Here is a 22,110-nt window from a genome sequence, read left to right on the forward strand (position 1 = left end):
AATTCCGTTTCGATATTTGCATCTCACAAACGCTGGGCGAGTTATTTATTTCTCAGAAAGTTAAGCTGCTGAATACCAAACAACAGTCCAGAGTTCTTGGATGTTATTTCATATAAGAAAGTGAAAAAAATCCGAGTTGATGGCGATTAGGATTCGATTCCACTAACGGGACACGATAGTTGAATGCAAAACGATAGCAACTGGTCAAAGAAGCGGTTGCTTTTTTCGTTTAACTAACAGGCAGGATAGCGATTAAAGTTGTCGAATGGTTAGGTGAGTTAGCTGATGATTTGGATATTCCAGGTGATAATCAAAATGGAGGAGAGCTGATGAAGAAGCTACGCTGGGGTATTATGGGGTGCGCCCAAATTGCCGCAAAGGCGTTTGTTCCGTCTGTCCGGGTCTCGGACATTCAGGAGGTCGTCGCTGTTGCAAGCCGTAATGAAACAAGAGCCCGGGCGTTTGCGGACGCTCACGGCATACCGAAAGCCTACGGCAGCTATATGGAGCTGCTTGCCGATCCGAACGTCGATGCGGTCTATATGCCTCTGCCAAATCATATGCACATGGAATGGACGATCCACGCCGCTCGGGCAGGCAAACACGTGCTGGTCGAGAAGCCGATGTCGGTGTCGGAGCGCGATGCTGTAAAGATGGTCGAGGCTTGCGAGCAGTTCGGCGTTCACTTTCAGGAGAACATTATGTACCGCTGCCATCCGCGCTATGATCGGGTCAAGGAAATTATCTGTTCTGGCGAGATTGGTACGGTTAGGGCCGTTCACGGCGTTTTTACGTCAGACCGTTCGGCCATGGAGCGCGATATCCGGTTCCGTCAGGAGATGGGTGGTGGCAGTCTGTACGACATCGGCTGCTACTTGCTCAGCGCTGCCCGCTATGTACTGGAGGCGGAGCCGGTGGCCACGACAGTGCAGGCGTTTTTTTCACCGGAGCATGATAGCGTTGATATGATGGCCGCCGGCCTCGTCGAATTTCCAGGTAACGTGGCAATGACGTTCCAGTGTAGCTTATGGGCGGACTTCGCCAATACGCTGGAAATCCGGGGCACGCACGGCACGATCCGGCTGCCGTCGGCATTCACGCTGCGCGGCGATCTGAGCCCCGACATTCAGGTCACTGTGAGCGGCGAGATGCGGACGGAGCCGTTCGATCGCGGCAACCAGCAGTTGTTGCTGCTGAACCGATTCGCGGGAGCGGTGCTTCACGGAGAGTCGGAGCCGGTCAGCCCTTGGGACGGCGTACGAACCATAAAAGTAATCGAGGCATGCCTTACATCCGCGCGCGAACAGAGACGGGTGGCAATCGAACCTCTTGAAGGAGGCGCCTGAGTGGCGTCTCCTTTATTTTTTCCTGGACAAGCTCAGCTGTTAAAGGAGATGACGGCAATCGGACAGAGGCCGAAAGGCCACGGCAACCCCTAACCTTCTTGTCTTCCACACTATCGCATGTGATACGGGATCAATGTCTGGGCCAGCCTAACCATGGTTGAACAAGTAGGGTGGATGAACAGAATTGCTTTCGGGATCCAAGTCCCACGGGCAGAAACGTTCGATCCCCGGATACCGCTAACTTACTTACAAAAAAATAGATCTGGTGACCTCATAATACGAATGGGCAGGATAGTTTATAAATTCGCGAATATTATTAATGAGTTTTGAAATGGAAGGATGAGCAATATGAGCCTATCGGCAACTATCAGTAAGTTGGAAAACGGCATTCATCAGCACATCGTCGTTTATGGAACCAGTCTAACCGAAGGCGGCGCTTGGGTCGGAGGATTAAAGGAGACTCTGGATCGCCGGTTTCCGGGGCAAGTAAAGTTGACCAACAGTGCCAAAAGTGCGCAATGGTCGGGTTGGGGACTTGAAAATTTAGAGGAACGGGTAATAGCTCTCGCTCCCGACGCCGTTTTTCTGGAATTCGCTATAAACGACTCCTATTTGCCTTATCAGACGAGTGTTACGCAATGCGGTGAAAACCTGGATGATCTTATCGATCGAATTCACGACGCCAACAAGAATTGTGAAATTATCCTGATGACCATGAATCCACCGATTCGGGAACACCTGGAAATCCGTCCTCTGATCGAGCAATATTATCAGGTGTACAGAGATACGGCTCGCAAGCGCGGACTTTTGCTTATCGATCATTACCCGGGCTGGCGAAGTCTGTTAGACGAAAACCCCGCCGAATTCGACCGGCTTACTCCAGATGGAATTCACCCTTCGGACGAGGGCTCGACAAAAATAACGCTTGCCGGAATCGTTAAGACCTGGCTGGGTAAAGAAAACTTTGACTAAGGAAAAATAACTAACGATTAACGTTGAAGAGCTCACTTTGCATGAGCTCTTTTTCAGTTTGGTTAAGTAAAGGGACAACGATAGTTGAGGAGCTTGCTACGCGGTAGCTTCTATCGGCAGCTTCGTTAAACTAACGGGAAACGATAGTTAAATGGATTACGTGAGAGCAGCCGGTCAGAACGATCGGCTGCTTTCTTCATTGAAATAACTGGAAGAATGACGTAGTGAATACCAGACTTCTTCCAGTGCCCTTATCTTAAGCAACCAAAAAAAGTTATTGCGTGTAGTTGCCCCAATACCAGCGAAGCTGTCACAGCTCGCAAAGTAAGGACAAAGAAAGCTCCTCTAATTGCTGGAATTGGAACTTATTCTTCGACTTATTGACCTCTATCCGCTGAATTTCATGAAGTTTACTGCTGATACGGATCGTATTCCAATACCCAGAATTAAATCGGAACTTTTGTTTGATCTGCAGCTTAACAATCATCAAGTATTAACATGCGCATTGCGGGTGGTGACATATTCGCTGGTACTGCCCCGTTTAGACGGCCGGAGATTTTAGGGTAGGCTTCTTGCTGCGGAATATAGCCTGCAAGCGATTCCGGATCCAAGGAACGACCCAATAATCTCCGCCGAAGCGGCCTGCGTTCATACCGGCTACCAGGAGGAAAAATTGCATAAGGATCAAGTTCGGATTCGAGCTGATTGCTCCGGCGAACAAAAAGTTGAAGTTCATGAAGATTCCCATCAATGCCGCGAACGTTGTGAGAGTGCCCGTAATCAAGGCAAGCCCGATGAGAAATTCTCCCCATGGAACAAGGAAGTTAAATACATCTACATTCGGCAGTGCCAAGCCTTGCAGGAATTCCCCGTACCATTGCTGAACGGCGGGCCTCTCCCCAGTGGTCTTGGCAATCGCCCCTTTCATGAATCCGGAAGCGTCGAACGGCTTGCCGCCCGATAATTTTCCCCATCCGGCCGTAAGGAACTTCCACCCGACGTACAATCTCAGCACGGTCAAGAATACGGCCGCCGTCTTGCTGCTTTGTAACCAATTCATCATCTAAAATCCCTCCAATATAAGTCTTAAAGCCCAAATCCGTTACGTTCAGCTCATCTTATTGAGAATCCCTCCCTGTATTTTTCCCTAGAGTAAAACTTTAGCCTTAAGGACAATTTGTTGCTCTAAGGAAACTTTTGGTGACTTTAATATAATCCGACTGAAGAATTTTGTAAACCGTTTTTTTAAAGACGGTAACCCTAATAATTTCATGACAGTTAGAAAACACAAGACCGATAAAATAACTTTAGAAGTTGAATAAATCAAATTTATTTATTAATTAGGGGGATGTTCGACCTCTTCAACACAACGCCAGCGGGCGGAATTGTATCTCTCGCGCAAGGATGTAGGCGTTCGTATTTTTAGCGGAATGGCGAGAACTATAAAAATACGAAAGAGCCAAATTGTCTAGTGAGACGGTTTGGCTTTTTTGTTGTTTATAGATAGTGAAAAGGAAAAGTCGAGCTCGTTTTTCTATTCTCCCAATAAATTGACACTGTGAGTTCTATTAAATACATTGCATAGGAATCCCCCCCATCACAATAGATTTGTCCCGTTATGTTTCAGATACAGTTCTATTATGATTATCCTAATCTCTTACATAGAGACGGCTAATGTATCGGATAACGGAATAGCACCATGTTACTGCAAGACAGAAAAAGCATTGCAACCAGAGAAGTAAGACATAGCCACCACTTGACTAAGTAATTAGATGGAGGTGAATTGCAGAGATGTCCACCTGAATCATAAAGTCATTTTTGCAGATGGAAAAATTGATATTTTCGACTTTCAACAATGGCGTAATTAAATGGGTAACTGAGAAGCAGGGGGAGAGCATAGCCGTTCCTCCTGTCTCTAATAAGGGAGGAGCCTTCATCGTGAGACAAAAATTGTACTTGCTCAGCTTAGTTTTATTAATGTGCTTTGTATATGTGCCTCCTGTGGTTACGTATGCAGATGCCGCGCCTTCCTTTACTTTAAACGTGAATTACAATCAGGTGGCGTTAGGCAATGAGCTACAGATTACCGTTACTGGGAATGATTTGAGGGATGTGTATGGATATGAATTCAGTCTCAATTTTGATCAAACCATGCTGGAATATAAGGGAGTTCAAGGCGGCATATCCGGTGGATTCTCAATTAAACCAGTGCTTGAAGGTAATCATTTGCGATTTGCAAGTACTAAGTTACACAAAGTAGCGGGTGAGAGCGGTGCCTTAAATCTAGCGATCATAACGTTCAAAACGATTCGACAAGGAACCGCTACACTTGAGCTGAAATCCGTTCAAACGGTGGATAGCCAATTGACCGGACATATGTATCTTCCAGATACGAAGGTGAGTGCCTCGATTGCTAGCGGCAATTCAGGAGATTCAGGCTCCGGAGGTACGGGAACTGTTGTAAATCCGCCAATTGATCAGTCAACGCTAGGAATACTAAACCCGGATGTGTTGATGAATTCTGTAACGAAAATGGCAACTGCAATTGTAACCCAGATAGCCTGGGATAAGGCAGTCAAACAGATAGCAGCCAATGAAAAAGGAGTAAAAAATATAGAGGTTGTCATTAAAAAAGTACCAGGTGCAACAGCTTACGAATTGGAATTACCGACATCCGCTTTCACAGCTAATGAAGGCTTGGTTCAAATAAAGGTAACTTCCCCACTTGGGACTATTTTAATATCCAATAAAATGTTTAAAGTCGGTGAAATAACTGCCGATAGCATAAGGTTGAGGATCGGAAAAGTAGATGCCAGTGAGCTAGACAAAGCTATAGGGAAGCAAATCGGGGATCGACCTATTAGAGATATAAGCCTGTATACCGGTGACAAAAAAATCTCTTGGAATAACCCGAATTACCCTGTAACGGTAGTCGTGCCATATTCACTGAGCATAGAAGAATTAAAGAGCCCTGAGCATATCGTTGTATGGTATTTAAATGAAGAGGGTAAAGTGGTTCCGGTTCCTAACGGCAGGTATGATGCCACTACGGGCGCAGTCATTTTTTCGACTACACATTTAAGTAAGTACGCCATAGCATTTGTTCAAAGAACATTTGACGATATTGCTGCTTTGAATTGGGCAAAAAAACAGATTGAGGTTTTGGCATCCAAAGGGATTATCAATGGTATCTCAGACAAGGCGTTTGCTCCTCATGAGTCCGTTACACGCGCCGACTTTTTAGTCTTGTTAGTACGGACTTTAGAGGTTGACGTAAGTAAGGGAGCTGGAAGCGAATTTGCGGATGTGGAGAAAAGTGATTATTACCATGATGCTGTAAGAATCGCCAGAGGCCTCGGCATTACGGAAGGCGTAGGCAACAATAGGTTTCTGCCTCACGAGCCAATTACTAGAGAAGACATGATTGTATTAACAGAGCGTACGTTGCGAGTAGTTAAACAAATGACAACAGACTCGAATGAGGAACAACTGAGCCAATTTAAGGATCATGCGAAAATAGCTGATTATGCTGTTCAAAGCGTTGCTGTAATGGTAAAAATGGGGCTTATTCAGGGGACTCGGGGCGCGATCGATCCAAAAGGAACAACGAATAGAGCTCAAGCAGCTGTTTTGATGTATAACATTTATACAAATTTGTATAAATAGGAATTTTACTCCTTTTTATTTTAAAAAATTATTCAATTTTACAATATTGCTAGGTATAAAGGAGGTGATGATAATAAGAGAAATCCATCTAAAGTAAACGAAGTTTATCAAAATTTTTGGTATGGGTCATTAAAAGTTTACTATTTTCACTATTCGTTTTGAAAGCGCTTAATAAAGAACTTGTAAAGTAAATCTCAACAATGAAAGTCTAAAAAGGGAATCGCAAACAGTATAAAATATGATTAATGTGAGGGGATAAATATGAATTCGATCTCGAAAAAATCTAAGCCAGTTGCATTGCTTTTACTCGGTTCGTTGTTGTTATCTTCGCCTGGTTTATCAAACGTAAGTGCGGCTGAGGGCGCATCACAGCCTGTAATCTCTAGTCATGTGAAGACTATACTCACGATTGATGGCAAGAAATACAGAGATTTAAATGGTAACGGTGAACTGGACATTTATGAAAACTGGGAGAAATCTACAGCGGAGCGCGTGACCGACCTTATTCCGCGCATGAGCGTGGCGGAGAAAGCTGGCCTTATGCAGATCACCTCTAATCCTAATGCCGCCAACGTTAACGATTTCATCAAAAATCGTAACATCCGCTACTTCATCCTACGCGACAACCCTACGGCCTTCGATATCGCCACACGAAACAACACGTATCAGGAGATCGCGGAAGACACACCGCTGGGTATCCCGCTCGTATTTACCTCCAACCCGCGGAACTACATTGCAGAATCTCTCCAGTTTGGCTTCCAAGAAGCCTCTGGACAGTTCTCCATTTGGCCCGGAGCCTTGGGCATGGCGGCAACACAAGACCAAGCTCTTAACCGCGACTTTGCAGAGATCGCCCGCGAAGAGTGGCGCGCGTCCGGCATCCGCAAGATCTACGGCTCCACAGTTGAGGTCGTGACAGAGCCGCGTTGGCGCCGTATCAGCGAATCTTTCGGAGAGAGCCCGGAGTTAAACGCGATGATAGCCACTGAGCTTGTCAAAGGCTTCCAAGGGGAGGAGATCAACAGCGAGTCTGTAGCCCATACCATCAAGCACTTCCCTGGTGACGGACCAGTATTACGAGGTCTGGACCCGCACTTGCCGCATGGCAAGTATACGCTCTACCCGACGGCTGGAAGCTTATTTGAGTACCAACTTCCGCCGTTCCAGGCTGCAATTGAAGCAGGAACGAGCTCGATCATGTCCTTCTATAACGTTCCTAACAACGAGATGAGTGCTGATCAGCTCCCGAAAGAGCTTTGGTACTCTGAAACCGAGCAGTTCGAGCAAGTGGCAGGCGCCTACAACAAGGGCATCATCACCGACCTGTTGCGGGACACGTTGGGCTTCAAAGGCTACGTAAACAGCGACAGCGGCGTGCTGACCGGCATGGCTTATGGTGTAGAGAGCCTGACAATTGAGCAGAAGTTCGCCAAGGCGATCCGCGCCGGAACGAGCATATTCTCTGACAACAACAACCCGAGCGGACTCATCTCCGCGGTTAACACAGGTGTGCTCGATGAAGAGGAGCTTACCCCTTCATTGACACTTCTGCTTACGGAGATGTTCAATCTTGGACTGTTCGAGAACCCGTATGTTGACCCAGCTGCGGCTCAGGAAATCGCAGACTCATCTGCAAACCAGGCACGTGCCGACGAGGCTCACCGCAAGTCGGTTACCCTCTTGCGCAATAATGAGGGACTGCTGCCGCTGACCGATGCAAAACTCGCCACTACGAAGCTGTACGTGGAGGTTTTCAATGGTACAAATAGTGCAGCTCAGACCGCTTCAATGAAGGCACTCATCGCTAAGGAGGATCCGTCGGTAAACATCGTGAGCACGCTCGAGGAGGCGAACGCAGCCCTCGTGGTTTTACGGCCGAAAGCATACGAGTACCCTGACCTTTCCACGGTGGAGATCCAATTGAATCAGCTCACCGGTATCGACGTGGCAAAGGTTAAGCAGATCGAGGCGGCCGTTCCGACTGCTCTAGTGATTAACATGACCAATCCGTGGGTTATCAACGAGGTTGAGCAAGACGCTGCAGCTGTCGTGGCAACCTACAACGTCAAGGCTGAAGCGCTGCTCGACGTGCTGCGCGGGCGCTTCAACCCTACAGGTAAGCTGCCGATCACGATCCCAGCTAACCAAGAGGCTGTATTGAACAACGCACCTGACGTACCAGGCTACGCTGAAAAGTTCGACTACACCTACACGAATGCAGTTGGTGACGACTATACATTTGGTTTTGGATTATCTTATGCAGCAGACGCTTCTGACATTAGTGCTACGCTAACCGGAGAAACTTCTGTAACGGCTGGAAAAGCATTTAGCTTGAACTTTGGTCTGAATAAAGTAGCTCAAAATGTGTATGCGCAGGAGCTTACCCTTAATTTTGATCCGGCCAAATTGGACTTTGTTGATGCAACTTCATTGAAAACAGGCTTGGAAGTCATCAGTAAAGAGGTGAAGGCGCCAGGGAAAGTACGAATTATATTTGCGAGCCTAGGGGCAGGGAATGCAATTAATTCGGATGGCGATCTATTAAGCTTACAGCTTAAAGCAAAATCGAATCAGATAGCTACTACTGATGTTAAGCTAACTAATATTATTTTGGCTGATGGAAAAGGTGTTGAAACACCGCTAGCCACTGCTTCCACAAGTATAAACATCGGTTCCATTAAAGGTGACCTGAACAGCGATGGCAAAGTGTCCATTGGTGACCTAGGCATCGTTGCCGTAGCATTCGGTAAGACAGACAAAAGTCCTGACTGGGCTGACTATAAGGCAGCGGATGTAAATACAGATGGGAAAATTGATATTATCGATCTCTCCACTGTTGCACAATTAATCGAATAAGTTTGGAATGCGTCTCGATGCTGATTTAGCTCGGGACGTATTTTTTATACTGATCTATGATACGATAGATTTCGACACATAAAGCTAGTGCTTAAACAGGGGGAGAGCAACGTTGAACTATAAACAATGGTTGTATCAGTTATCGTATAAGAAGAGGATCTGGCTTTCGTTTGTAGTCTTGATCACGTTAGCGATTAGCACGACGGGGACGATGACTTATTTTATTGCAGCCAATATCCTTAAGAGGAATGCCTCCGAATTAAGCCAGAATAGCCTGAATAAGTCTGCCCAAGTATTCGAAGAGAAGCTAAGGCAAATTATCGTATCGGTCATGACGCTGACAATTAGCGAATCATTCAAGGACATCATTAAAAATGCATCAGCGGGTGATAAACAAAACTATTATCAGCTGTTATCTTCCATTCAAACGCCATTTTCACAAATTCAAGCATTGGAGCCAGCCGTTCAGTCTATTCTTATTACAACGACTATAGGTGAGTTTTATCCGACCAATTATGTGCGGTTGAAAGAAAACTCTTTTTTTAATACTGAAATGTACAAGCTCATTTCGGAATATCAGCATGCCATTTGGATAGAAGGACATGAAGATACCTTTTTTCGGAGAAAAGAAAAGGTTATTACGTTAGTTATGCAACCGCTTACGGATAACCAGAATAATGAGATTTACATTATCGTGAATATAAAAGAACAAGCATTGATTGATATGCTTATGAAAAATGTAGAAGAAACAGGACAACGGTTTTATCTGGTCTCGAATAAGGGGGACCTGGTATTTTCTTCGGAATCCAGTTTTTTGAGCTGTTTTAATGAGAGTGGTTTTATTGAAAGTATTAATCAGGATACGAAAGGTAGTTTTGAATATAAAGGAGCTAAAAACTCTTTATTAATCAATTATGCAAGCCTATCTTTAGCAGAGGACTGGATTCTGCTTAGTGTTCAATCAAAATCAGATCTATTAAAACAAATCAATTTGATCAAATGGGTTACGATCTTAATTATGATTGGATGTCTATTGTTTTCCATGATTTATTCCAATATTCTCACAGCTGTTTTACTGAAGCCGTTGCTTAAGTTGCGAAACTTAATGATGAAAGTTGAACACACGAATGATTTAAGCGTTCGATTTGAAAGCGAATATCAGGATGAGGTCTCTCAGGTTGGAAGAAAATTCAATAGTATGCTAGAAGAATTAGCTCTATCCATCAAGGAAACTGGAGAAATTGAAATTAAGAAGCGCAAGGCGGAAATTAAAGCATTACAGGCGCAAATCGATCCTCATTTTTTGTATAACACATTAAATACTATTTATTGGAAAGCGCAATTAAATCAATCGGATGATGTTAAGGAAATGGTTCTTTCCTTATCACGGATGTTCCAGCTTGGTTTAAATAATGGATTCGAGTACACGACATTAGAGAAAGAAATTGACCATGTGAAACAATATTTATTCATTCAAAAAAAATGCTATACAAATTTATTTGACTACAATGTAGTGGTGGATATAGAAAAAGAATCCATTAGTTATATTAATATCCTCAAAGTTATTCTTCAGCCCTTGGTTGAAAATTCAATTTTACATGGTTTTAAAAATCGTAAATCAGGCGGAATTATTAATATATTGGTTAGAAAAACGGAGGAGCATCTCGTTATTACTGTAGAGGATAATGGGAGTGGCATGAATGTGGACGAGATCAAGCAAAATTTACAAGTACCCGCTCAGAAGACGGGATATGCGCTGCGCAACATTTATCACCGACTGCAGCTTTATTACTGCGGAGACTCAGAGATGATCCTCGAAAGTGTTCCAGATGAGAAAACCACTATTACATTAATAATCAATATGAAGGGAAGAGATGGGTATGGAGAAACGGATTAGTATGTGTGTGTTGGACGATATCATGAGTGTTATAGATGGGATATCTCTTGGAATCCCTTGGGAGGATTATGGAATTGAGATCATTGGTACTGCCTTAGACGGTGAGGAAGGGCTCAAGATGGCTTTGGAGCTTCAGCCTGATATCATATTAACAGATATTCGGATGCCGGTTATGGATGGACTTGAATTAACGCGTAGAATCATAGAAAAGTTCCCAGCATGCAAAGTCATTCTTTTGAGCGGCTATACGGAATTTAGTTACGCTCAGCAGGCGATTCGATATGGGGCCTTTGATTTTGTAGCTAAGCCTTTTTCAATGGAGGATATTATAGAGGTTGTCCTGAAGGCAGCTAAAGAAATTGAACTTGAACGGGGCAAACATAAAAGAATATATGAGATGGAAGCTAGAGTAAGAGAAAGCAAGCCGCTCTTAAGGCAGGAATATTTTAACCTGCTTATCCGCTATTCATCAAGTGAGAAAAGCGCGAAAGATAAATGGGATTTTCTTGAAATAAAGTTAAATAAAGAGGGTTTTGTTGTTATGGTCGTCGAGATCGATCAATTCTCGAAAACCATTCAAACGCTGCCTATCGGTGAAGTAGAGCTAACTCGTTATGCTTTGCAAAATATTTTGGAGGAGACGATTAGCGCCTATACACAAGGGGTCGTATTTAGAGAAAGCACGAATCGCCTTATCGTCATTTATAATTCTACAACACAGATAGATGCTAGATCTTTAGCTGAGGTTTGCTGTAATAATTGTGCGGAATATTCACGTCATACCGTCTCGATCGGGGTGGGCTTAAGCATAAACCTCATTTCAGAAATTTATATCGGATATCAGCAGGCTATAAGCGCATTGACCTATAATTTTTATACCGGCGGCAATGGAGTGTTTCGTTATGGCGATTTTGGTCAGATGAGTCAGCATTTACGTACCTATTCATTAGATCAGGAGAAGGAGCTTCTCTTTGCTGTGCGTTCAGGAAATCAGGAACTGGCTCTTGGAGTACTGCAACAAATTTATGAGGACTGTGCGAAAATACAGCCGCTGCCACATCCGCAATATCTGATTACGATGTATGATGAATTGGTTTATATGGTTCTAAGGGTATTAGAGGAAAAACTGCATATTGATGATTTGCAAGGGTTAAAAGCGGACATTGAAGTGCATAAAAATACAGATCGGATGTCATTACTGGAATTACAAAAATCTCTTGAGCAGCTATGTATTCATGGCTGTGTATTACAAGATAAACATAGAACAACAGAGGCTGAGCGCGTTATACATAAAGCTATTGAATACGCGAAGAGTCATCTTCATTTGGAGTTATCTGTGAATGAATGTGCCAAGCTGGTACATCTGAGCAACAGTTATTTCAGCAATTTATTCAAAAAGGTTACAGGCCAAACCTTCCTTCATTTTGTAACGAATGAACGAATTGAGAAAGCCAAATTAATGCTAATGAAAGGCCATCAGGTGCAGGAGGTTGCAGCTGATATTGGTTATGAGGATCGGCGATATTTCAGCGAAGTATTCAAGAAAAATACGGGTATGACACCATCAGAGTTCAAACAGGCCTATTACAAATAGTAGCAAAGATCGTCGGAATACCCCCCTTGAGAATTGGTTTATCCCATTATGTCTCTAACTTCGATTAATTATAATAATTGATATAACCAGTATTAACAAAACGAAGGGGTTGAAATGGTCATGTTAAAAAAAACGCGAATGGTTACTGTAGCTGCAATCCTTGCTCTTAGTTTGAGCGCATGCTCCTCGGGTAACGGAAATCCTGCGAATTCGGCTAAGGGTACAAATGAACCGGCACCAAAGGCGTCTAACGAAGCAGCTGTGAAGGGAACAACTAAAGCCGAGAAGGTTAAGCTCAACTATTGGACAGAGGATCGGCATGATTTGAACTATATTCAAGAAGTTGTCGAAAAGTTTAACGAGACCAATACAGAGAATATTGAGGTAGAGTTGAAAGGACTGTCTGAGAACTATAACCAGTCCGTTGATATTGCATTCGCTAGCAAGCAAGCTCCTGACATTATTAGAACGACCCCTAGCAACTTTATTCCTTTTGTCAAGAAGGGTTATTTGGAACCACTGGATAGCTATATGAATGATGGGCTAAAGGCTAAATTCCATGGGGCACTCGTTGATAAATCAAACATGATGGATGGTCAAATTTTTTCCCTTCCCAACTACGGATATTCAAGCAGACTAATTTATAACGTTGATCTTTTTGAAAAAGCCGGTATCACAAGTCCTCCAAAAACATTGAACGAAATGGTTGAGGTTGCGAAAAAAATTACTGAGGTAGGCAAGGATATTGGTGCCTATGGCTTTGCGATTAACTTTAAAGGAGCAGACAATTCTTTTGAAAAGGCTCCAAGATCGATCGCTGAGTTGAGTGGAATCGGCGGTTATGGCTACGATTTCAAAACAGGCAAATATGATTTTTCTGGATTTACAGAAATCATGAAGGCATTTAAGCAAATGAAGGATGACGGCAGTATGCTTCCGGGCGTAGAGGCGCTAGACATTGATCCACTGCGTGCTCAATTTGCTGAAGGCAAGATCGGCATGTACCTATCGATTTCCGCTGAGCCAAATGTATATCAAACGCAGTTCCCAACAAAAGTAAACTGGTCAGCTACTTTGCCTCCGACGATTAGCGGTGACATTGCAGGAGTAGCAGGCTACTGGAAAACAGGTCCGTGGCTTTCCATCAGTAGTCAGACTAAAAATAAAAAAGAGGCTTGGACATTCTTGGAGTATATGTACAGTGATGAAGTGTTAAGAACATATTATGAAGATGGCTATGGCTTATCTCTTCTTCCAGACATCATAGCTCAGTCCAAAAATCCGGATATGCCTGGTATTGAGGGATTCCTCCCAACACAATATGATGGATTGTGGCCTATTTCGCCGAAAGTGACTGTAGAAGGAACGGATTTTCCAAACCTATTTATTAAATATGCGATTAGCGGCGGAGATTTGGATGAGATGATTACGGATGTAAATACGCGATACAATGCTGCACTTGATAAAGCTAGGGCATCTGGAGATATAACAACTGAAGCAATGCCGGACTTTGATGCGAAGAGCATGCAAGGAATGTTAGTCAAATAATACTTCTAATGCATGGATCATGCCAAAAAAGGATAGGAGCATCTCGTATGCCCTATCCTTGTTATTAAGGAGATGAAATCGAACATGACCAGTCTACGCAAATTAGGAGAATCGTACTCATTTATTTTGCCCAGTTTAATATTCACGGCGGTACTAGGTATTTATCCGATTTTATGGGCGATTAGATATATGTTTTATGATTATCCAGGATACGGAGAAGAAGTATTTATCGGATTTGGTAATTTTGCTAGTTTGATGAGAGATGAAGCCTACTGGAACTCAGTTGTTAATACCGCGATCTATGCGATGGGGAAAATCATCATTACGATTCCTTTATCATTAATTTTAGCGGTGATTTTAAATAAAGGTCTTAAAGGTAAAAACTTTTTGAGAGCCATTTATTTTATGCCAACGGTGCTAAGTACTGCGGTAATTTCTATCGTCTTTTTTAACATTTTTAATTCTTACAACGGAATATTAAACCAGTTTCTATTGAAATATCATATCATCTCCAATAGCATTGATTGGCTGGGCCCTGATCTAGCCATGGTCACATCTATCATCGTTGCTATCTGGGGTGCAATTGGGAACTATATGCTGCTCTTCCTCGCTGGTCTGCAAAGCATTCCAGATGACGTCTATGAGAGCGCTTCACTAGATGGAGCGAATGCTTCTCAAAAGTTCTTCTACATTACCATCCCTATGCTGGGACCAGTGCTGCAAATGATTATTATGCTAGCGATTACCGTATCCTTGAAAGGTTATGAAAGCATTATGGTCTTAACAGAAGGCGGACCAATCGGACGAACAGAAGTTATGTATCTTTATGTTTATCGAATGTTTTTCCCGATTTCCTCTAGTTCGACTATGATACAACAGATTGGCTATGGCAGCGCTGTAGGTTTTATGTCTGCCGTAATCGTCGGAATCATTACATTAGGTTATTTCTGGTTATCAAAACGTTTAAACCGTATTTTCTAGCCTAGGGGGTTTGCTGTAATGAACACAGCACCAGCAACTAATACCGCTCAGATAACTAAAATTAGCAGGCGAGCGAAACGTATATTATCAGGATTATTTCTTTGGGTATTCCTCGGGGCTGTTGCCATATTTACGGTGTTTCCTGTGCTCGTTACGTTATTTGGCTCTTTCAAAACGAATGCAGAGCTGACAGCGGGCGCAACTATTCTTCCAAGCGTTTGGCATTTTTCGAATTACTTGGATGCTTGGAAACAAGCAGACTTTGCTAAGTTCACTTGGAATAGTTTATTTATTAGTACGTTTACGACGATTGGGACACTGCTATTGGCCTCGATGGCTGCCTATGTTGTGGATCGCAGAAGTTTTTTCGGAAAGAGCATCTATGTTAGTCTTCAAGCAGCGACGATGTTTATATCTATTGGTGCCGTTGTAATCCGACCGCAATTCGAGCTTATGGTGAAATTGCATCTGAATACCTCGTTATGGGGGATTATCTTTATTCTAATCAGTGCTCATGCCACTACCTTTTTTATTCTAATCGGTTTCTTCAAAGGAATTCCTCGGGATTTGGATGAAGCGGCGCACATTGATGGATGTAATTTCTTTTCGGTTTATTGGCGAATTATTCTTCCGCTATTGAAGCCGGGCTTAGGCGTCGCAGCATTGTTTGCCTTCCGGAATGCTTGGAATGAATATATCCTGCCACTTGTTTTTACGATGACAAACCCTAAATTACAAACCTTGACGGTTGGTTTAGCGGATTTAAGATATGGTACGACTGCAGCAACGCAAACCCATTTGATTATGGCGGGTGCCTGCTTATCGATTTTGCCGATTCTAATCGTATATGTTTTTGCCAATAAATCTTTTATGCAGGTAACAGGCGGTTCTGTCAAAGGTTAGCTGCATGATATGATCAAAAACCTTGATGACCGAATTCATTGGTCAATTAAGGTTTTTTTGTGCGGACGGCTTCTATATCAGCCGCAGCTATCCGGTTGGACGGCAACTGCGGCATGTTGTTCACCTCTCTCGCTGCTATCTCTTGTTGAAGCGTTCCACGGCAGCTTGCTGCAGCTGAACAGCTTCTTCAATACCCATTTTTTTCATTTGCTCTACATACTTGTCGAAGTTATCGAGAGATTCATCTCCGAGAATGAAGCGAATATACATTTCATCAAAATACGTCTGCACTTCCGCCATAATTTTGGCGAATTTCTCGGACTCCTCCGCCGTAGGGCTCACGATCGGCATTATAAGGCCTTTCGTATTGTTCTCGAATATGCCCCAAACTTTAATGGAATCCTTCTGCTGAGGAAGCTTATAGTATTGCTCCAGGTAACGATCGTCGTTCACAAATCCAGGAGAAGGATAGCTTGCTCTAAAATATTTACTCATAGCCTCTGCGATGGACAGCTTATCCGGGTTATTCAAAATGAGATCCGTATATTTCGGATAGCCGTTTTCCATCGTATAAGTCAGGCCTTCAATTCCGAAGTTTTTCAGCAAATTGCCTTCTTCCGTGAAGTGGTAGTCCAGCCATTTGATCGCGGCAACCGGATCCGGATTGGATGTCGTGATGGCTACGCTGCCCGACGGGCGGTAGCGGGTGGCGATATTGACGAATTTAGGCTCATCGCCTTTGTTCAGAACCGGATATTGCGTCGCCACCAGATTATATTTCGGGTCTTGTATCGGACCGGAATTCATATAGACGCCCATGCTGCTGCCTGCATAGCCGAATGTTGCACCGGATTTGCCGGTGGTCATCTTCGCGTCGAGCGTTTTCTTGTCGTTGGCTCCGAGATCCGGATCGATCAATCCTTCTTTGTACCAAGCGTGCATTAAGGCGAGGTAATCCTTGAAGGCAGGCTGCATTGGACCGTATTGCACGTTCCCGTTATTCAGGTAAAATCCCTTGTTAACGCTGAAAGCGCCTACAATAAAGTCCATTTCTAAGCGGTTGGCAAGAGTGGTGTACGGAGCCGTTGCGCCTTTCTTCTCTTTGAAGGCGCGAAGCATGGTCGTCCATTCTTCGATCGTCTCCGGAGCTTGTAGTCCGAGTTCGTCCAGCCAATCCTTGCGGACGAGCGGGCCGCTGAACGTGTTGACGGTTCCTATTCCGATGGAGGGCACGACATACAGCGAGCCGGTGTCCGTCTTTATCTGCTTGGCGATTTCAGGGTTCTCGTCGAGATACTTCTTCAAATTCGGTGCATGCTGGTCGACCAAATCATTGAGCTTAAGGATGACTTTGTCCTGAATCGCTTTCTCCGGACCGCCGGGATATTCGTTCCATTCGTATTCCACCAGATTGGGAAGATCTCTGGAGGCGATCAGCAAGTTGAACTGCTCGCCTTCGCTTCCTTGCGGCGGATGCGAGAATTTAATTTTGACGCTGGTTCTTTTTTCTAATTCCTTGTAAAATTCGACTTCGCCAAGCTGAGTAACGGTAGCAGCTGCAGTCGACTCCAGAGACGACCAATAGGAAAAGCTGATTTGCTTGTTGGCAGTGCCAGTTCCATCGGAAACTTCATTCCCTGTAGGAGTCGGAGCTGCATTGGAGCAGCCGGCAATGAGGCCACCGGTCAAAGCGAAAGTCAGTAGTACGCGTCTTGCTTTGCTTGCTGCGGATGAACCTGTTTTCTGTTTGTGTGTTAGCATAAAGTTGTTGTCCTCCCTTTTCGGATGATGTAACGAAGACTACACGATTAAGTATAATTAGCTTGCTTTTAATTGGGAAATCTTCGATATGATAAGCTCATCGTCCGAATGCCACTATGGCGATAATCCGAATCCGATATCGATATTCCATTTGCGACTTTAGCGCCGGATTCATTGACATTGCGCTTATTCGCCCCTAGATTATAGGTATTTCAATTCATACTGGGGGGAAGTTTCAATGAGTATACAAGCTTTATTAAACGAACCGATATCGACGCAAGAGCTGCTTGCGAATTTGCGAGCGCGATTAGAGCGGATGACAGTGAAGGCGGACTACATTAACAAAAACATGCCGGAGCTAGTAAAAGAGACGATTGTGAATGCCGAAGAAGCTTATAACGGAATGATGATACTCCCGGGGACGGGCGGCGTTCGCGAGTTCATAGGGAATCCGCCGTGCTGGCTGGAACGCAGACATAACGATAACGAATTTTTGTGGCAGCTCAACCGGATGACGCATTGGCAAGAGCTGCTCGAAGCGTATTCCTTAACGCGGGACGAGAAGTATGGACGCAAAGTGATCGACGAGCTTCTCGATTGGATCAAGACAGTGGATATTCCCGATGATATTACGGACTATCCGCTGGGTTATTTTTCGGAATGCCACCCGCTGCGGGTGCTTGAGCTTGGCATCCGAAACTATAAGACATGGCCTTTAGTATTGGAGCATTTGGGACATACGGAGTTATTTACGGAAGAAGTGCTGGAGCAATATGTAGAGGCGGTATATAAGCAAATTAAAATATTGCGCCAAGTATCGCCTACCATTTGGCCGAAGGCGGATCATAACCACTTCCTGATGGAATGTTTGGGCATTCTGACAACGGCGTTATATTTTCCAGAGTTGAAAGAAGCCGAGGAGTGGAAGACGTTTGCTATTGATGGAATTGAGCGATGCAGCCGCGCGCAGCTGTCCGAAGACGGAGGTCAGATCGAAGGTTGTCCTATGTATCACAATGGCTGCATGTTCTGGTTTGGGCTTTCTATCGTCCTGGCGGAACGTTTCGGCTTTACTTTCTCGGATTCGTACATGGAACGGTATCGCAACAACCTCGACTATTCCATTTACTCCTTAAGGCCAACTGGGAAATGCGTGCCTGTCGGGGACTCATACGCAAATCCTCTGGCTGTTATGGCAGGGGTGTGTGGTTATATGGCTCTGGACGATCTGACATGGCTCGGACTCGCAACTAACCTGATCGACTATGAGACGATGATGCAAGAAGCCGAAAAGCATGTATGGCGCGCCTTGGATGTGAAGAAATTTGTAGAAGGAATAAACTCTCTTCAAGAGAAGAAATTTGAATGCGATAAATTAACGACGTTCTGGAACCGCACCCTGCATCAAGCGGTCATACGCAGCGGGTGGGACAAGGAGGCGCTGAGCTTTCTGTTTACCTGCAGAAGTCCGATTCAAAATTTTCACGCGCATATCGATTTGATGAGCTTTGATTTTACGGCATTAGGAAAAAATATGATATGCGATCCGGGTATTTTCTGCTATAGAGACGACGAGGACCGGAAGCAATTCAAAAGCTCGAATTACCATTCCACACTTCTGATCGACGACAGGGATCATTTCGAATATATAAGTTCATTTAATTATGGACCGCAGAAAATCGGTGAAATCTATCTGGTGGAGGATCGGGGCTTTTATCAGCTGGCAAGTGCGTATCACTTGAATTATGAACCGGTTGTCCATCATCGTCATATCGCGCTGGTAGACAATCAATTTGTTGTGGTTGCCGATCGGGTGGAAGGCTTAGACGGCCATGGCGTCCAGCGGTATTTTCATTTGGATTTTACGGAAGTGGAGCAAACTTGCGATGCCGTCATCGCAACTAGCGATGTTGCTAATTTAGCGATCTATACATATCCGCGGGAAGAAGCAGAGTTTCTACCGGGAAGGCTGTCCGATGTGAATGATGTGGCGAGGGCTTCAACGAGAGTTCGATTCCAGGACACGAACAGCGGTACTGTGACTTATTTGACGGTGCTTGTTCCTTACAAAGGGGATCAAAAGCCAGATATGGAAATTCAACCCGCGGGCGATAACCGCTATAACTTCCGTTTCGGCGACAGCTACCAAGTAGTGATTAATGAGAAAGATATGACGATTAGCAAGCCGGATTGAGAAGAAGAGGACGGGAATCCATGTCGATTTTTTCCACACCCAAGAAATGTTTACTATGATGTACAACACCCTCGAAAGCAAGGGCAATCTAATGCAGAAAGAAACGGTGAAATCAAATGACGCATGTAATTACACTGTTGGACAGAGAGACGGATATTACGGATAAGCATGTGTTTGAAGCTCTGAATCTTAACTACCCAGGTCTTGAAAAGGTCAGGAAGGCACTTGAGCATGGAGATGAACAGCTTGCAAAGCATGAGGTGGTAGAGTATTTTCATAACCGTAAAAACCGAACTTTTTTGTTTGATTACCGTGGAATGCCACTGCGACCCATGGATCCGGATGCATCACCCCTTTCGTATCAGTCTTCCAATGGCTTAGAAGGGAGTCTCAAGGAACTTTGTTTAAAGGTGGCAGAAAAGATGATGAACAACATTTATCTGTTGCCGACCGGTAAGCGAGGAGAACATTTTCTTGGGGCTCACTTTGAAAACATGCTGCTGCATAATGCGCTGACGGATAATGTTATACGCCATCGCTACCCTCACGATATGTTCACACGGGGACAGTTTTTTGAGTCTCTTGCGGTCGCGTATCACGAGAATGGAGACACCCGGATTGCCAGTAAGTTCAGAGAGATTCTGGAAAAATTCCTTGAGACATACCAGCTGATTATTGAAAACAAAGACGCTGATGCGGGACATTGGATGCTGACCGATGACCGGGATGCCATGAGTGTCGGCGGACTTACACTTGTTTTGTTGACGCTTTTCTACACGGAGCTTCCGTATACGCTTCCGGATGATCTGGCCTTTAAAATCATCGGGCGTATCTGGTTTTTTGGGTCTCAATACCGTAGGTTTGATACAGACACCTATCGTCCGCATAACCATCATTTATGGGAAAGAGGGGTTTTGCCATATATATTGGCGGTTATGCTGCCGGAGTTTCCGGTTATTGAAGCAATGAAGCCACATTGCAGGGAAATTATACTAGCACACTTTAAGGATGACTTTAATCCTAGTGGGGGCTATGGAGAGCATTCAATCTCCTATTGGGCTGGTGCAACCATTGGGGATATGTTATTTCGTGCAGTGACGATTGCAAGGCTGAACAATGACTCACTCATGGACGAAGGGTCACTTGCTTCCCTTGATAAAAGTATTTCTGTTCTGACTTCAATTGCACAGCCGACAGAGCGCTTCCCGAACATCGGAGACAATCAGGGTACAAGCATTGAGCCTTTTTTGCTCGCAGCTATGCAAATGACGGATAATCAATTGCCTGCAGCAGTTTTGGCAGTCAGGAGGGGGGAGTCGGTAAAGGAGGAACAGCTGCCCTCGCTGGATTATTGCGATAACACCGTTGGCTTTGTTTCAAGCAGGAGCAGTTGGAAGAGAGATTCCAACTATTTTATCATGTCTATCAAGGAAAACTGTGGTGATTGCGGTCACAACCACATGGACATGCTCTCACTAATCATAATTCTTCGGGGCCAGCAGTTTATCGGTGAACCCTATTCCGGTGCATTGTACCATAAAATTCGCATGAACAGTGACCTGCGCGGCTTTATGTATAACATGGAGTCGCATAATACAGTGCTGGTTCACGGATCCGCGGTCCAGCCCAACAGGATGTATGCAAACCGATGGGGGGTCTACCGTCCGGATGTCTGTATCAGTCGGTATGAAACAAACCCTAAGGGAATGCTTGTTCAGGGGTATCATGATGCATATACGTTCTGTCGTCATCAACGAACCGTTGTTTTTTCAAGAGCAAAGGGTTGGATCGTAAAGGATAAAATCGAACGTGGTATGCGTCAGCAGCAAAAGCATATTCAGCGTTGGTTTCTGGAGCTGGGAGTGGCTTGTGAGGTTCTTGAAGACAAGGTATTGCTATTAAAAAAGGAAAACGTTCAGCTTCTCTGTGTTTGGGAGTCAAGAGCAGAAGTTGAAGTTAAATTATGGAAAAAAGAAGATCTATATCCTGATATTGTTTCTGATCCAGAGCAAATCAACTATGCAGTGGATATAAGTTTCCTTGCTAAAGACTCAGAGCAAATAGACCAGGAAAATGAGGCAGTGCTTCATGTGGCCATGCTGGATGTCACAGACAGGGCCATGCCTGATTTTCAGGATATAAGAAAAATCTTCATGCATCAGGAAGAAGAAATGATGAATCTGTTAGAGCACATTTGAAGTGGTTGACATGGAAATCTAATCTTCTTTGCGGAAAGTGGTATTGGGGATTTATTTGGGTTTCCAGTGGTTAGAAATGGAGTTTGCAAGATGATGTATTTGTATGGAACCATGAGAATGATAGCCGGACGTGGGTCGCGCCTTCAGTAACTAAGTATGTAGAATGGTGGCTAAATGGGATAATAAAGATTTAG

Annotated in this window: 13 protein-coding genes; 11 read left to right on the plus strand and 2 right to left on the minus strand. The window is 44.3% G+C overall.

Going from position 1 to position 22,110, the window contains the following annotated elements; genetic code table 11:
• Positions 1-329 precede the first annotated feature (329 nt).
• On the plus strand, positions 330-1,346 hold the full coding sequence (locus AC0YN6_RS21685; protein ID WP_475749400.1) for a Gfo/Idh/MocA family protein: 1,017 nt from the start codon (positions 330-332) through the stop codon (positions 1,344-1,346).
• A gap of 348 nt (positions 1,347-1,694) precedes the next feature.
• The gene (locus AC0YN6_RS21690) at positions 1,695-2,318 is read left to right on the plus strand and encodes an SGNH/GDSL hydrolase family protein (protein ID WP_475749401.1); all 624 of its coding nucleotides are present in this window, start codon (positions 1,695-1,697) and stop codon (positions 2,316-2,318) included.
• Positions 2,319-2,859: 541 nt separating this feature from the next.
• On the opposite strand, the gene AC0YN6_RS21695 is transcribed toward AC0YN6_RS21690, so the two are convergent.
• Entirely contained in the window at positions 2,860-3,381 is a 522-nt protein-coding gene (locus AC0YN6_RS21695; protein WP_475749402.1) for a DoxX family protein, read from the minus strand.
• An 875-nt stretch (positions 3,382-4,256) separates the two neighbouring features.
• Here AC0YN6_RS21695 and AC0YN6_RS21700 point away from each other — a divergent pair.
• From AC0YN6_RS21700 to AC0YN6_RS21730, 7 genes are all read left to right on the plus strand, one after another.
• Positions 4,257-5,984: an S-layer homology domain-containing protein gene (locus AC0YN6_RS21700; RefSeq protein WP_475749403.1), complete on the plus strand. Its 1,728-nt coding sequence runs from the start codon at positions 4,257-4,259 to the stop codon at positions 5,982-5,984.
• A gap of 540 nt (positions 5,985-6,524) precedes the next feature.
• Positions 6,525-8,840: a glycoside hydrolase family 3 N-terminal domain-containing protein gene (locus tag AC0YN6_RS21705; RefSeq protein WP_475749554.1), complete on the plus strand. Its 2,316-nt coding sequence runs from the start codon at positions 6,525-6,527 to the stop codon at positions 8,838-8,840.
• Between the two features lie 112 nt (positions 8,841-8,952).
• Entirely contained in the window at positions 8,953-10,737 is a 1,785-nt protein-coding gene (locus tag AC0YN6_RS21710) for a sensor histidine kinase (RefSeq protein ID WP_475749404.1), read from the plus strand.
• Positions 10,721-12,331: a response regulator gene (locus tag AC0YN6_RS21715; RefSeq protein WP_475749406.1), complete on the plus strand. Its 1,611-nt coding sequence runs from the start codon at positions 10,721-10,723 to the stop codon at positions 12,329-12,331. The genes AC0YN6_RS21710 and AC0YN6_RS21715 overlap by 17 nt, the downstream gene beginning before the upstream one ends.
• Before the next feature lie 120 nt (positions 12,332-12,451).
• The gene (locus AC0YN6_RS21720) at positions 12,452-13,879 is read left to right on the plus strand and encodes an ABC transporter substrate-binding protein (RefSeq protein WP_475749408.1); all 1,428 of its coding nucleotides are present in this window, start codon (positions 12,452-12,454) and stop codon (positions 13,877-13,879) included.
• A gap of 84 nt (positions 13,880-13,963) precedes the next feature.
• The gene (locus AC0YN6_RS21725; protein WP_475749410.1) at positions 13,964-14,860 is read left to right on the plus strand and encodes a carbohydrate ABC transporter permease; all 897 of its coding nucleotides are present in this window, start codon (positions 13,964-13,966) and stop codon (positions 14,858-14,860) included.
• An 18-nt stretch (positions 14,861-14,878) separates the two neighbouring features.
• The gene (locus tag AC0YN6_RS21730; protein ID WP_475749412.1) at positions 14,879-15,763 is read left to right on the plus strand and encodes a carbohydrate ABC transporter permease; all 885 of its coding nucleotides are present in this window, start codon (positions 14,879-14,881) and stop codon (positions 15,761-15,763) included.
• Between the two features lie 135 nt (positions 15,764-15,898).
• Here AC0YN6_RS21730 and AC0YN6_RS21735 read toward each other — a convergent pair whose 3' ends face one another.
• Positions 15,899-17,524, minus strand: a complete 1,626-nt coding sequence (locus tag AC0YN6_RS21735; RefSeq protein WP_475749414.1) for an extracellular solute-binding protein — start codon at positions 17,522-17,524, stop codon at positions 15,899-15,901.
• 238 nt (positions 17,525-17,762) lie between these two features.
• Between AC0YN6_RS21735 and AC0YN6_RS21740 the strand changes: the two genes are divergently transcribed.
• Together AC0YN6_RS21740 and AC0YN6_RS21745 are read left to right on the plus strand one after the other, a co-directional pair.
• Entirely contained in the window at positions 17,763-19,718 is a 1,956-nt protein-coding gene (locus tag AC0YN6_RS21740) for an alginate lyase family protein (protein WP_475749415.1), read from the plus strand.
• 116 nt (positions 19,719-19,834) lie between these two features.
• A complete protein-coding gene (locus tag AC0YN6_RS21745) occupies positions 19,835-21,916 on the plus strand; it encodes a heparinase II/III family protein (protein ID WP_475749416.1) in 2,082 nt (693 codons plus the stop codon).
• Positions 21,917-22,110 lie beyond the last annotated feature (194 nt).

This window comes from Paenibacillus sp. J22P15 (genome assembly GCF_056269345.1).

What these genes read in the sequence shown, in the direction of transcription:
- AC0YN6_RS21690 (WP_475749401.1), top strand. Translation starts at nt 1,695, where the DNA reads ATGAGCCTATCGGCAACTATCAGTAAGTTGGAAAACGGCATTCATCAG.
- AC0YN6_RS21745 (WP_475749416.1), top strand. Translation starts at nt 19,835, where the DNA reads ATGACGCATGTAATTACACTGTTGGACAGAGAGACGGATATTACGGAT.
- AC0YN6_RS21685 (WP_475749400.1), top strand. Translation starts at nt 330, where the DNA reads ATGAAGAAGCTACGCTGGGGTATTATGGGGTGCGCCCAAATTGCCGCA.
- AC0YN6_RS21720 (WP_475749408.1), top strand. Translation starts at nt 12,452, where the DNA reads ATGTTAAAAAAAACGCGAATGGTTACTGTAGCTGCAATCCTTGCTCTT.
- AC0YN6_RS21705 (WP_475749554.1), top strand. Translation starts at nt 6,525, where the DNA reads ATGCAGATCACCTCTAATCCTAATGCCGCCAACGTTAACGATTTCATC.
- AC0YN6_RS21735 (WP_475749414.1), bottom strand. Translation starts at nt 17,524, where the DNA reads ATGCTAACACACAAACAGAAAACAGGTTCATCCGCAGCAAGCAAAGCA.
- AC0YN6_RS21740 (WP_475749415.1), top strand. Translation starts at nt 17,763, where the DNA reads ATGAGTATACAAGCTTTATTAAACGAACCGATATCGACGCAAGAGCTG.
- AC0YN6_RS21725 (WP_475749410.1), top strand. Translation starts at nt 13,964, where the DNA reads ATGACCAGTCTACGCAAATTAGGAGAATCGTACTCATTTATTTTGCCC.
- AC0YN6_RS21715 (WP_475749406.1), top strand. Translation starts at nt 10,721, where the DNA reads ATGGAGAAACGGATTAGTATGTGTGTGTTGGACGATATCATGAGTGTT.
- AC0YN6_RS21730 (WP_475749412.1), top strand. Translation starts at nt 14,879, where the DNA reads ATGAACACAGCACCAGCAACTAATACCGCTCAGATAACTAAAATTAGC.
- AC0YN6_RS21695 (WP_475749402.1), bottom strand. Translation starts at nt 3,381, where the DNA reads ATGATGAATTGGTTACAAAGCAGCAAGACGGCGGCCGTATTCTTGACC.